At 62.4% G+C, this 12,957-nt stretch carries 10 protein-coding genes; 7 read left to right on the plus strand and 3 right to left on the minus strand.

The window, feature by feature from the left end; all coding sequences use genetic code 11:
• Nucleotides 1-20: 20 nt before the first annotated feature.
• Entirely contained in the window at nt 21-2,195 is a 2,175-nt protein-coding gene (locus EOA19_RS04655) for an alpha-ketoacid dehydrogenase subunit alpha/beta (protein WP_128302847.1), read from the minus strand.
• Between the two features lie 279 nt (nt 2,196-2,474).
• On the opposite strand from EOA19_RS04655, the gene EOA19_RS04660 reads away from it, so the two are divergent.
• Nucleotides 2,475-2,756, plus strand: a complete 282-nt coding sequence (locus tag EOA19_RS04660; protein ID WP_128302848.1) for a type II toxin-antitoxin system ParD family antitoxin — start codon at nt 2,475-2,477, stop codon at nt 2,754-2,756.
• The gene (locus EOA19_RS04665) at nt 2,753-3,052 is read left to right on the plus strand and encodes a type II toxin-antitoxin system RelE/ParE family toxin (protein ID WP_128302849.1); all 300 of its coding nucleotides are present in this window, start codon (nt 2,753-2,755) and stop codon (nt 3,050-3,052) included. The genes EOA19_RS04660 and EOA19_RS04665 overlap by 4 nt, the downstream gene beginning before the upstream one ends.
• A gap of 49 nt (nt 3,053-3,101) precedes the next feature.
• Here EOA19_RS04665 and EOA19_RS04670 read toward each other — a convergent pair whose 3' ends face one another.
• Nucleotides 3,102-3,878: a LuxR C-terminal-related transcriptional regulator gene (locus tag EOA19_RS04670; protein ID WP_128302850.1), complete on the minus strand. Its 777-nt coding sequence runs from the start codon at nt 3,876-3,878 to the stop codon at nt 3,102-3,104.
• A gap of 112 nt (nt 3,879-3,990) precedes the next feature.
• Here EOA19_RS04670 and EOA19_RS04675 point away from each other — a divergent pair, with 112 nt between their 5' ends.
• The 5 genes from EOA19_RS04675 to EOA19_RS04695 all read left to right on the plus strand — a co-directional run bounded on the left by EOA19_RS04675 (nt 3,991) and on the right by EOA19_RS04695 (nt 11,259).
• Nucleotides 3,991-6,150: a hydantoinase/oxoprolinase family protein gene (locus EOA19_RS04675; RefSeq protein ID WP_128302851.1), complete on the plus strand. Its 2,160-nt coding sequence runs from the start codon at nt 3,991-3,993 to the stop codon at nt 6,148-6,150.
• Between the two features lie 13 nt (nt 6,151-6,163).
• The gene (locus EOA19_RS04680; RefSeq protein WP_128302852.1) at nt 6,164-8,368 is read left to right on the plus strand and encodes a hydantoinase B/oxoprolinase family protein; all 2,205 of its coding nucleotides are present in this window, start codon (nt 6,164-6,166) and stop codon (nt 8,366-8,368) included.
• Entirely contained in the window at nt 8,365-8,859 is a 495-nt protein-coding gene (locus EOA19_RS04685; protein WP_128302853.1) for an acetone carboxylase subunit gamma, read from the plus strand. The genes EOA19_RS04680 and EOA19_RS04685 overlap by 4 nt, the downstream gene beginning before the upstream one ends.
• 57 nt (nt 8,860-8,916) lie before the next feature.
• Nucleotides 8,917-9,744 (plus strand): SDR family NAD(P)-dependent oxidoreductase, encoded by an 828-nt coding sequence (locus EOA19_RS04690; protein ID WP_128302854.1) that lies wholly within the window; start codon nt 8,917-8,919, stop codon nt 9,742-9,744.
• 201 nt (nt 9,745-9,945) lie between these two features.
• Nucleotides 9,946-11,259, plus strand: coding sequence for an O-antigen ligase (locus tag EOA19_RS04695; protein WP_023811579.1), 1,314 nt, complete (start codon nt 9,946-9,948; stop codon nt 11,257-11,259).
• A gap of 356 nt (nt 11,260-11,615) precedes the next feature.
• Here the strand turns inward: EOA19_RS04695 and EOA19_RS04700 are convergent, their stop codons facing one another.
• Nucleotides 11,616-12,881 (minus strand): polysaccharide biosynthesis/export family protein, encoded by a 1,266-nt coding sequence (locus EOA19_RS04700; RefSeq protein WP_164892842.1) that lies wholly within the window; start codon nt 12,879-12,881, stop codon nt 11,616-11,618.
• Nucleotides 12,882-12,957 lie beyond the last annotated feature (76 nt).

The raw sequence follows: 12,957 nt of genomic DNA on the forward strand, positions 1-12,957 counted from the left end.
TTTGTGGCAATGCGTTCGCTCTATCCGCCCACGCCAGTGAGGGATTGAAGCGCGGCCTTGAGCTTTTCAGCGCCGCCCAGTGCGGCGCGGTTGAGCGGGGCCGATACGACGGGAGCAGAAAGGCTTCCCGTCACATGCAGGATCTCGTGATCGAGATAATCGAACACGCGATCCTGAATCTCCTGTGTCAGTCGTCCGCCAAGCGATAGCCCACGCTGCACCTGCTCGATGACGGCCACTCGGTTGGTCTTGCGGATCGAGGCTTCCACCAGCGGCCAGTCGAGCCCGGTCGGGTCGAGGCTGCGCAGGTCGATGATCTCGGCATCGGCGCCGGTCTCCTCGACCACCTGTCTGGCGACAGCAACCATGCTGGCGCTGGTGAGCAGTGTGTAGGCGCTGCCCGGCCTGACTATCTTCGCCTTGCCGAGCCGCACGCAATAGTCGCGGTCGTCCGCAGGCACAGGGCCTTCGCTCGGGAACAGTTCGACATGCTCGATGACGACGACCGGATCGTCGCATTTCAGCGCTGAATTCATCAGGCCGATATAGTCGAAGGGCGTCGTCGGCGCGACGATGCGCCAGCCGGGAAACAGGGCGAACAGGCCGGACGGATCACCCGAATGCTGCGAGCCGTAGCCGGTGTGCGGCGAGACGCGCACCCTGACCACGATGGGCACCGGAAAACCGCCGCCGAACATGTGACGCACCTTGCTGACCGCGTTGAACAGCTGGTCGGCGGCAACCAGGCAGAAGTCGCCGAACATGATCTCGACGATCGGCCGCAAGCCGCAAAGCGCTGCACCCAGCGCCACCCCGACAAAACCGTTCTCGGCGATCGGCATCGCCAGCACGCGCTCCGGCCAGCGTTCCAGCGCACCTTTTGTGGCGCCCGAAACGCCGCCGCGCAGCCGGTGCACGTCCTCGCCCATGATGATGATGCGCGGATCCTGCTCCATGGCGCGAGCGATGACCTCGGACGCGGCAACCATGAATTTGACCGGCTTGGTCTCGGCCGGCGGCACGTCCTCGATCTCGAGGAAGCGCTCGCTCTTCAGTTCGGAAAGATCGCCGCGGATCTGGTTGTCGACGTCGCTTGGGTCCGGCCACAGATGATCAGGAATGCGCAGCGCGTTGCCGCTCATTTCGGTCAGCGAATCGGCAGCGGTGTTGACCACCTCCATGACGCGCTGGTCGAGTGTACCGAGGTCCGAATCGTTCAGGATGCCCATCGTCTTCAGGCGAGCCGCCATGGTGGCAAGCGGGTCGCGCGCTTTCCAGGCGTCCTCTTCGGCCCGCGTGCGGTAGCCGAATTCGCTGCCCGGGCGGGCGCCGCTCTGATGCAGGAAGCGGTAGCAGAGCGCCTCGACCAGCACCGGGCCGCCGTCTTCCTCGATCGTCCGGCGCGCCTTGCGCATGGCATGGTGGACGGCCACCACATCCATGCCGTCGCATTCGATGCCGCGAAAGCCAAGCATAGGTCCGCGCGAGGCCAGCCGCGTCTCGCGCGTCTGCTCGTTGATGTGAGTCGAGACGGCATAGAGATTGTTTTCGGCGAAAAAGATCACCGGCAGCCGGTATAGCGCGGCGATGTTCATCGCCTCATAGGCCGGCCCTGCCATCATTGTGCCGTCGCCGAAGAAGGCGACCGAGATGTTGCCGGTACCAAGCAGCTTGTCGGCGAGCGCGTAGCCTGCCGCATGCGGCAGGTTGCCACCGATGATGGCGCTGGTGCCAGGAATCCCCGAGGCGTCGTCGCGCATATGCATCGAGCCGCCACGGCCGCCGCAATAGCCGGCGCTGAGGCCCATGATCTCGGCCATCAGGCCGCGCACCGAGCCCTGCATGTCCGGGTTGAAAGCGTCATGCAGCGGGTCGAATCCGCCGGGCGTCTGCGCGTTGACAAGCTTGGCCAGCACCTGGTGATGGGCGCGGTGGGTGCCGTTGATGCGGTCACCCGTGCCGAGCACGGACATGGCGCCGACCGCCGTCGCCTCCTGGCCGATGCTGGCATGCGCCGGACCATGCACCAGCCCCGCATTGGCGAGATCGAGCACTTTTTCCTCGAAACGGCGGATGAGCAGCATCTGGTGGTACCAGCGCACCAGGCCCGAAACCTCGGCGTCGTTCCAGTCCGAATCGTCAACCTCTAGCCGCAACCAGGGCGCCGATGGCTGGATCGATGTCTGCTGGACCATGTCAGCTATTTCCGTTCTGGTAGATGATATATCAAATATTTTCTCAGTCGATTAGGCCGTTCATTTTTCCTGGGGCATGATGCTGGCTAGAAGGTTTGCACACAAATGGAATTAAATTTCATTTTTGTGACGAGGCAGAGACTAAGCCGGGACGGCGCGGTTCCGCAAGAGGAATTTTGAGACTGCTAGCAGGCCCCATGTCGGTTCTTCGCCCGACAGATTTTCTAACGCTATTCGATATTGGTATGATATAATCACACCGACATTATAGGAGAAATCATGGCTGCCACCGAAAAGCGCACCTTCAGCCTGCCAACAGAGCAGGCTGCTTTCATCGACCGTCTCGTTGAATCAGGAACCTATGCGACCAGCAGTGAAGTGATCCGCGCCGGGCTTCGTGCCCTGCAAGAGCGCGACGCGGCCGTAGAGCGTTGGCTGCGCGAGGAAGTCGTGCCGACCTATGACAGATGGAAGGCAGACCCTTCCCGAGTTATCCCAGCCAACCAGGCTTTTGACGACGTCCGCGCTCACCACGCCGCCCGCTTTAAGAGGGATGTGTGAAGCGCCGGCATATTGTTCTGTTGCCGGAAGCCCTAACGGACTTAAGATGGATATACGACACCATCGAGATCGCCGCCGGCAACGTCACGGCCATACGCTATATCGAGCGTATCGAAGCCTACTGCCAGGGTCTCGACTACGCCTCGGAGCGCGGAACACGCCGTGACGATCTGCGGCCGGGGCTTCGGGTTGTCGGTTTTGAGCGCCGTGTAACGGTGACCTTTACAGTGGAATCCGACCAAGTGGTGATTTTCCGTGTGTTCTATGGCGGCGCCAATTGGGAGGATGAGCTCTAACCTGCAACGGGAAAAAGCGTAAACCGCCTAGCTGTCCGAACCCCGGCTGTCAGTCGACCAGATGCTGGAAGAACTGCAAAAACAATTCCCGCTCGGTGGTGATGTCGAGCTTCTCGTAGATACGCCGGCGGTGGTTCTTGACCGTGCCGACGGTGATGCCGAGGCGCTCGGCGATGTTCGCCGTCGGGTGGCCGGCGAGGATCAACTGGACCAGCTCCCGCTCGCGCAGCGACAGCTCCGGCCACAGGCTGGCCGGAATGGTCGGCTCCTGCCGGGGCGAGGCGCCGGGGCTGGTCGGTGCCGATGTGCGGGAGAATTCGGTTCCGCGCGCCTTGATGTCGAGCGCATGCAGCGCCTCGAACACCGGCAGCCGCTCGTCCAGCAGCGAGATTTCGCTGTCCTTGAAAGAAGCGGTCGAGCGATCGAGGAAGATGCCGAGGCACCAGTCACCGCCATCGGCCAGCATGATGCCGACCTCGTCGCAGATGTCCGACTGCGCCAGGAAGCCGGCAATGTACTGGCCGCGCTTGGCTTCGTCGTCGGCGAGCCGCTTCAGCGGCATGATGCCCAGCCGGCGTTCGCGCCGCCACGAGGCATAGAACGGGTCGAAGACGTAGTAGTTGTCGAGATAGCGCCGGACCATTTCATCCGAGAAGCGCCGGTGCTTGACGAATTCCGGCGTCTGCGTCGCCGAATAGCGCGTCACCGTGACGAGGTCGTGCTCGATGTCGGCGCCGATCAGGTCGATCAGGCAGTCGACATGCCTGTCGGTGCCGGTGGCGGCGATCGCTTTGGCGAGCGGCGCCCAGATATTGTCCATGCGCATGCCCTTTTCTCGGCGATGTCAGCCCAGCCGTCATTGTGTCTTTAGGCATATGGCGCGAAGCCGCCTGTCGAATCTAGCCTGGCGTCAACCTAGACCAGATCCCGAGGCGACCGTGACCCAACCCAATCTCACCGCCCCCATCGTCGGCAATCCAATTGTCATCGGCATCGACGCCGGCGGCACCATGACCGACACGATCCTTGTCGATCAGGACGGCCACTTCAAGATCGGCAAGTCGGCGACCACGCCGAAGAACGAAGCCGAGGGCTTCCTCGCGTCTGCTGAGGACGCGGCGGATGCCTGGGGCATCTCGCTGGAATCACTGTTTTCCGGCGTCAATGTCGTGCTCTATTCCGGCACCGGCATGCTCAACACGCTGTTGTCGCGCACCGGCCGCCGGCTCGGCCTGATCACCACCAAGGGCCTCGAGGACATGATCCTGATGGGCCGCGGACTGCAGGCCTGGGCCGACTATTCCTATGCCGACCGGCTGCATGCGGTCACCCATCATCATCCCGATCCGCTGGTGCCGCGCCGCCGCACGCATGGCGTCACCGAGCGCATCGACCAGTTCGGCGACATCGTGCTGCCGCTCTACGAACACGAGGTCTCCATCGCCGCCAAAAAACTGATCGCCGACAAGGTCGAAGCGATCTGCATCATGACCATCTTCTCGCACGTCAATCCCGTGCACGAGAAGCGCATCGCCGAGATTTGCCGCGAAGAGGTGGAGGAGGCCGGCGCTGACATCATCGTCTACACCAGCCACGAGGTTCGTCCGGTCATCCGTGAGCAGTCACGGCTGAACTCGGTGCTGATCGAGGCCTACGCGACTTCGCGTGGCCGCAAGCAACTTAGGGGTATCGAGGACGTCTCGAAGAAATACGGCTTCAAGTATGGCGTGCAGACGCTGCTCTCCTTCGGCGGCCTGACCTCGATCAACCATCCGCGCCTGCATGAAACCATGATCTCCGGCCCGATCGGCGGCATTCTGGGCGCTGCCTATGTCGGCAAGCTGATCGGCAACGACTCACTGATCTGCTCGGATATGGGCGGCACCTCCTTCGACATGGGCGTCATCACGCGCGGCCAGACCCGGATCGAGAACGAGCCGCTGATGGACCGTTTCAAGCTCAACGTGCCGACGTTGCATCTCGACACGATCGGCGCCGGCGCCGGCATGATCCTCAAGGTCGACCCGCTGACCAAGAAAGTTTCGCTCGGGCCTGAAAGTGCGGGCGCCGATCCGGGTCCGATCTGCTTCGCCAGGGGCGGCACCGAGCCGACCATCGCCGACTGCGACGCCATTCTCGGCCGCCTCAACCCACACTATTTCCTGGGCGGGAAGGTCGTGCTGCAGGTCGAAAAGGCCCGCCGCGCCTTCCAGGAGAAATGCTCCGACATCCTTGGCGTCGGGCTGGAGGAAGCCGCCGAAGGCATGATCGACATGCTGGAGTCCGATGCCAACAACGCGCTGCGCCGGGTCATTTCCGGGCAAGGCATCCACCCCTCGGAATTCACACTGCTGTCCTATGGCGGCTCCGGCCCGTTGCATCTGGCCGGCTGCTCCAGGGGCATCGGCTTCAAGGACATCATCACCTTCCAGTTTGCGGCCGCCTTCTCCGCCTTCGGCTGCACCACGGCCGATTTCATGCGGCGTCATTCCGTCTCCACCCAGCACGACATCCCGTCACGTGCCGACGAGGCTACGCTGGCCGCCTTCGGCGCCAAGGTCACCACTGTCTGGGACGACCTGACCAGGGCCGCGGTCGACGAGATGATCGCCGACGGCCATGCCAGGGAGAAGATCAGGACCGTGCCGTTCCTGATGATGCGCTACACCGGCCAGCTCGAGGACGTCGAGGTCATGGCGCCGCTTGCCAAGGTCGATTCGGCCGACGACATGCGCAAGGTGATCGATGAATTCGAAGCCGTCTATGCCAAGGTCAACCACCGCGTGTCGCGCTATGGCGAAGCCGGCTTCACCATCACCGAACTCGGGCTGATCGCCACCGCTGACAAGGTCAAGCCGGTGCTGCTCAAGCGACCCCTCGGCGCTTCCAATCCTGCTTCCGCCCACAAGGGTGTGCGCGAGGCGTATATCGGTGGGCGCTGGCACAAGGCCAATCTCTACGAGATGGACCTTTTGCAGCCCGGCCATGAAGTCATCGGCCCGGCCATCATCGAACATCCCGCCACCACGCTCGTCGTTCATCCGCAGGACCGCGTCCATGTCGATGAATGGACGCTGCTGCACTACACCCACGCTTGAGAGGGCGACCGCCATGTTGGACAAACCTGCCTCGGCCCTGCGCCTTCGCGAAAGATTGCTCGATTCCGAGCGGCTGATGGAGGAGACCGGTTGCTATGACGGCATCACCGAACTCACGCTGCGCAACCAGGATCCGCTGAAATTCGAGACGCTGCACACCAAGCTGCGCGCCTATTGCGTCTCGGCACGCGAAATGGCCCGCCGCATCTCGGCTTCGCCCGGCGTGCGAGAGGTCGGCGAAATGGTGGTCGCCATCTACACGCCCGAGGGCGACGCCATTGCGCTCTCCAACGGCATCATGGTGCATGTCCATACGATGAGCCGCTTCATCAAATGGATGATCAAAAACGGCTACGAGGACAACCCTCGCATCCGCGAAGGCGACATCTTCGCCAACAACGATGCCTTTATAGGCACCGTGCAGGTGCCCGACGTCATGGACGTCGTGCCGATCTTCCATGAAGGCACGCTGGTCGGCTGGGCCGGCGCTGTCTGCCACGAGCTGGAAGCCGGCGGCATCACGCCGGGCGGCGACGTGTGTCTGGCGCAGGAGCGCTTCACCGAGGGTCTGTTCGTCTGCGCCGAGAAGATCGGCGAGAATGACGAGGTCCGCCGCGACTACGTCATCCGCTGCGAACGTAATCTGCGCATGCCGATCTACTGGGTGCTGGACGAAAAGGCCAAGGTCGCCTCCTGCATCGACATGCGCGAAAGCGTCAAGCAGCTGATCTCGGAGATCGGCCTAGACTACTGGATGAAGGTCTCGAAGGAGTTCATCGAGGAAGGCCGCCGCGCCCAGCTCGCCCGCACCCGCCAGCTTACCGTGCCCGGCATCTATCGCGGCCACACTTTTTACGGCCATGTCACGGCGGGAAAGCCCGGCTTCCAGCTGCTCGGCGATCCCGACTGGCTCTATAATATCCCGATCGAGATGGAGATCACCACCGACGGCAAGATCACCATGGACTTCGAGGGCACGCAGCCCTGGGGCTACCATTCGATGAACTGCACGCCGGCCGGCATGGATGGCGGCATGTTCGTGACGCTGACCCAGCACATGAATTTCGAAGGGCTGGTCAATGACGGCGCCTGGATGGCAACCGAACTGAAACTGCCGCACGGCACCTGGACCAACCCCGACAACGAGATGGTGGCGACCGCCACCTCGTGGGCGCTGCTGCTGCCAGCCTATGGCGTCTTCCAGCGCCTGCTGTCGCGCGGCTTCATCGCCCGCGGCTTCGTCGAGGAGGCCTTTGTCGGCCAGGTCAACAGTCCTATGATCGAAATGGGTGGCGAGAGCCAGTACGGCACGCCGTTCGGCATGGCCCATTTTGAATGCGCCGCCGCCGGCTCCGGCGCGCTCGCCATCAAGGATGGTCTCGACACCGCCTATGTCGGCTGGAACCCGGAATCCGACATGGGCAACATCGAGGTCTGGGAACAGTCGATGCCGATGGTCTATATCGGCCGCTCGATCGTGCCCAACTCCGGCGGTGCCGGCAAATATCGCGGCGGCTGTTCCTTCGTCTCGACCTGGCTGATCAACAAGACGTCGCATCTGCGGCTCCACACCTCCGAACATTCTTCGCGCGTGTTCGACAATGGCGGCATGTGCGGCGGTTATCCGGCGCCGACCTGCCAGAAGCATCGCGCGGTGCGCAACTCAGACATTCACGAACTCGCGGCAAAAGGCGAACCGCTGGCGCATGCGCCCGGCATCGATCCGCATGTCTCCGACTACGAGCGGAACATCGGTGGCGACCATGTCGTGGTCGAGGGCCCCTACATCACCTCGCCGCACAAGTCCGGCGACATCTTCAGCCATTCCTACAATGGCGGCGGCGGTTACGGCGACGTTCTGGAGCGCGATCCGATCAAGACGGCCTGGGATGTCGAGAACGGCTTTCTCACCCGGCAAGCGGCGGACCAGGTGTTCGGCATCGTGCTGAAGGACGATGAGGACGGTTATCCCATCGCCGATATCGACGCCACGGTCGAGCGCCGCGCCGCCATGCGCAAGCAGCGTCTGGCGAAAGCAGTACCGGTGGCGGATTGGATCGCCAAGGAGCGCGGCCGCGTCAAAAAGGCCGATTTCGCCCCCGAGGTGAAGAAAATGTACGCCAGCGCGATCAAGCTGTCGCCGCGCTTCACCAGCGAATTCAGCGAGTTCTGGAACGTCGATGCCAGATCGATCTTCATGCCGGGAGCAAAACCATGACCTCGTACAGCAAGGAAGTCCTGGGTGATCTGGCCGCAGGCAAGCTGCCCTGGCCACAGACAAGGCGGATCATGAGTGCCTACAAGGACGATGACCGTTTCTTCAAGATGGTTGCCGTCTATCAGGATCGCGTTGCCTGGAAGGACCCGATCCTGCTGCCGGTCTCGGACCATCTGTTCATCTGCCAGAGCGGCGATGAGCGGATAACCCGCTGCGAATGCGGCCACTCCTTCGGCGACTATCGCAAGAACTGGAAGCTCAAGGCTGCGATCAACGTGCGCAACACCGAGGAGGCGCTGCGCGAAATCTATCCCAACAGTGATCTCCCCGATCCCGAATGGACGGAAATCCGCGAGTTCATCTGCCCGCAGTGCGGCACGCTGCACGAGGTGGAAGCGGCGGCACCTGGTTATCCCATAGTCCACGATTTCGAGCCCGACCTCGAAGGCTTCTATCGCGAATGGCTGGGCAAACCGCTTGCGCCGGTGTGATTGCCAAATCCGGTCAGGCCTGATTGCCTGCCCGGAACGAAGTGGAGACCGTGCGCCATGACAAACCTTTCCGGCCGTAGCGCCATCGTTACCGGTGGGTTCTCGGGCATGGGCTTTGCCATTGCCACGGCTTTGGCTGAAGCCGGCGCCAACGTTGCCGTCGGCTCCTACATCGCGCCGTCCGGCGCCGACAGGTCCGACGCCGCTTACTATCCCGGCGCGGACGAGATCGAGCGCGTGCGTGCGGCCCTTGCCGCCCACGGAAAGAGGGTTCACGCCGCCCATCTCGACGTCCGCGACAGCGACGTCACCAACCGTTTTGTTGCGGAAGCCGAAGCGGCCATCGGGCCGGCCGACATTCTGGTCAACGCTGCCGGCACCACCGCCGAGCAGCCGGTCTGCGGCCATTCCGACGCGCTGTGGGACAAGATCGTCGACACCAACCTGACCGGCGCCTTCCGTGCCACCCGCGCCGTGCTGCCGGGCATGATTGAGCGCGGCTGGGGCCGCATCGTCAATATCGGCTCAACCGCCGCCTCGGTCGGCTGGAAGGACAACCCAGCCTACTGCGCGTCCAAGGCCGGCCTTCTCGGCCTCACACGCTGCGTGGCGCTGGAAGGGGCAGCGCATGGCGTCACCTGTGTCATGATCAGCCCGACCTGGGTCGAGACCGAACTGATGCGCCGCAATGTGGCGCAGGTCGTCGAGCGCGAAGGCAAGGGGCGCACCGCTGAGGAAGCGAGGGCCGAGATCGCCAAAGGCAACCCGCAGCAGCGCATGCTGCAGCCGCAGGAGATTGCGGCTCTGGCGGTATTCCTGTGCTCGGATCTCGCCAAGGGCATCACCATGGAGAACATCCAGATCACCGGCGGAGCGCTTTGGTAGCGTCTCGGACGCGCAACCAGCTGATCTCTCCGCAGATGCCTCGCTGTAAGACAAGGTGACCGGATTTGCCATTGAGCGCCGGGCGCAATAGGTTATATTGCACTGCACAATGGAGACGCCGTTTATTGCACGCCCATATTTGCGAAGATTCCGGCCGGCTCATGGCTTGCCGGCCCTGGGTCGTGTCGGCGAGACTCTGAGATGAAGATTCCAAAGTCGCTGCTGATCGATCCCGAGAAGAATTCGGTCTATGGCGCCTTTGCCGTAGTCGTCTCGATCTGGGCGTTTTCCTATTCGGTCATTTTCGGCCAGGTGCTGATCCTGGCCTACTATGCGGTCTGGCTTCCGCTCATCCTGGTCGACTACCGGCGGTTTTTGCGACATCTGTCCAGCGCCTGGCTGCCGCTGCTGTTTGCGGCCTATGTCTGCTTCTCGGTTTTCTGGTCGCAGGCTCCCGGCGTCACCGCAAGGACGTCGGTCCAGTATTTTTCCCATATTGCCTGCGCCTACATAGCTGCGCGCACCGTCAGCGTGCGCACGTTGACCATAGGGGCGCTGGTCGGGATATTCGTCGTCCTTCTCTATTCTGTGAAGGTCGGGAATTATTCCGAGGATGTCCTCGACGGCACCGTGAACTTCGTCGGCGCCTTCGCCTCCAAGAATCAGATCGGCTTTGTCGGCTCGCTTGGCATCTATTTCTGCGTTGTCTTCCTTGCGTTCTACAGACGCGGCCGGCTGAGCTTCATACTGGCGGTGCCCGTCGTGCTGCTGTCGGCCTATGTACTGGTCGCCTCGCATTCCGCCACCTCGATGGCCTCGATACCCGCGGTTCTGGCGCTGGTGGCGCTTCTTGCGATGAGCAAACTTCTGTCACGCCGCTATCGCCGGGTCATCTTCCTGATCGGCGCCGGCCTGCTGGTCGTGACGGCCTTCGTCGCCTTGAATCTCGGGCTGATGGACTTCGTCCTCGGCCTCTTCGGCAAGGATTCGACGCTCACCGGGCGAACCTATCTTTGGGAACAAGGCTGGAACACGGTGCAGAAATCGCCGATTCTCGGCGTCGGCTATGCCGCCTATTGGGTGCAGGGCTTCGCTGAAGCCGAGCGGCTGTGGAACGAATTCTACATCACCACCCGCACCGGCTTTCACTTCCACAACACCTACATCGAGGCCCTCGTCGAACTCGGCTTCGTCGGAGCGACGCTGGTGTCGCTGATCATGCTGCGCACGCTCTACGGCCACGTCTCGGCGGTGATCTTCAAGGCATGGCAGGCGGACTCGGTGATCCTTTTCGGCGTGATGGTGCTGCTGCTGATCCGCTCCTTCGTCGAGGTCGAGATTCTCAACCCCTACATCATGGGTTCTTTCCTGATGTATTTCAGCTTCTTCAAGCTGGCGCGGCTGCCCGTTACCCGCAGGCGGCGGTCGCCGCGTCCCGAGCCGGCTGACGCGGCCGGGGGCGAGGCTGACTGGCCTCGGCATGCCCGCCGTCCGGCGGTCGCCGATCAGGCGTGAGCTATCGTCTCGGGACCTGAAGTCGCGTCAATACAAATTCCCCTGATCGAAGGCTCAAGCAGGCCGGGCGCGAGGCGGGAAATCCATGCCTCCGCGAAATAGACTGAAACGCTGGATTGTCAGACTCGCGTGCTCCGAGCGACCAGGACGTCCGGCGCGCAGCTGTTACTGTCCAAAAGCCGTGCTCCAGAAGCGCCAGGGCGTCCGGCCGGCACTTCCAGTTACGGCGCCGCGAAAACCAATCTCAGAACGTGCAAATGCGAATATCCGCGGACCATCCGCTCACAGAAGGCGACGAGCGTATGAAGCGGTTCTGCATTTCTGTAAAATGATGAACCGCTCAGCGCTTAGCAAGTCTACTGGCTGGCCAGCGGCGCCAGCTTGACCTTGATCACATCGCCAGGCAGCACCGGGGTTTCTTCCTTGGCGGCTATCTCGGTGGTCTTGCCATCGAGATTGCGCACCAGTGAATAGAGCAGGGTAGGTTGCTGATCGTTTGTTATAGCGGCCGCCATCGCGGGATCGCTGGCCTGGGCTATCAGGCCTTTCTGCATGTTCACCTTCAACGCGGCCTCGTTCAGGTCGGCTTCGGTCTGCTGCCGGTCAGTGGCGAGACTTGAACTCAAGGTGTTCTGGGCATCGATAGCATCCTGCTTCGCCTTGCTGATCGCCTGCTTGGCGGTGAGGATGGCGGTTTCGTAGTCCAGGATCTTGCCCTGCAGGTCGGCCACGGACTGGCGCGAATCCAGCAGACGGGCATTGGCGATCAGGCCCTTTTGCGCCAGCGGACCGATGCTGGCGAGTTGCTGCTGCGCCAGGTCGACCTGCTGCTGCTGATTGACGATCTTCTTCTGCAGCGATTCGATCTCGGACTCCAAGACACCTTTCAGATCGTCGAGCGCCTCGAGTTTCAGCTTCAGCGCCTTTTGGTCGGCCGTCAGGATCGTCATCTCGTCCGCGACGATGGCTGGCAGCCTTGGATCGCCCTCGACTTCCTTAGGCACGTCGAAACTCGCCTTGCCGGCCATGTCCGCATCGATGCGGGCGCGCCTGACGATCAGTCGAATGCGCTGGTCGTCGGAGATGTCGAACATGCCCTTGGCGGTGACAAGGTCCTTGCCGAGCTGGGGGCCGTAATCGGCGTTGCGCCTGATGCCGCCCGCGACGCTGATCGCCTTCAACACCGTCAGGTCTGGGACATAAGGAAATTGACCTGGGTTCTGGACTTCGCCCGAAATGTAGAATGGCCTGAACTGCGCCATCTCGACCGAGGCTTCCGGTCGGTCTGACAAAGCGAGCTTTTTCTGCAAAGCCTCGCCGATCGCCGCCGCGATTTCGGACGTGGTCTTGCCGGATGCCGGCAACTCGCCGGCGAACGGCACCGACAGCGTACCGGATGGACCGACCGTGTACTCGCCATTCACCGCCGACCAGTCACGAAATGTGCCTTCGACGGTCTGCCATTCGGCGACGCGGATGGTGAGCTTGTCTTGCGAGCCGAGGCGATAGTCGCCGGCGGCGGCGATATGCGGGACGACGAGCGCCATGGCAAGGCATGTGGCCAGCAAACGCGCCCGCCGCAGCCGGCCGGAATCCGGGCCGCTGCGAAAGGCTTCGAACAAATCTGTTTTCAACTCAACGTTCCGATCCGCTATAGCCCCATCGCCCGATGAGCTTGCGTCGAATGGCCGATGCCAA

It is taken from the genome of Mesorhizobium sp. M7A.F.Ca.US.010.02.1.1, from assembly GCF_004023085.1.
In the GTDB taxonomy this organism is placed as follows: Bacteria; Pseudomonadota; Alphaproteobacteria; order Rhizobiales; family Rhizobiaceae; genus Mesorhizobium.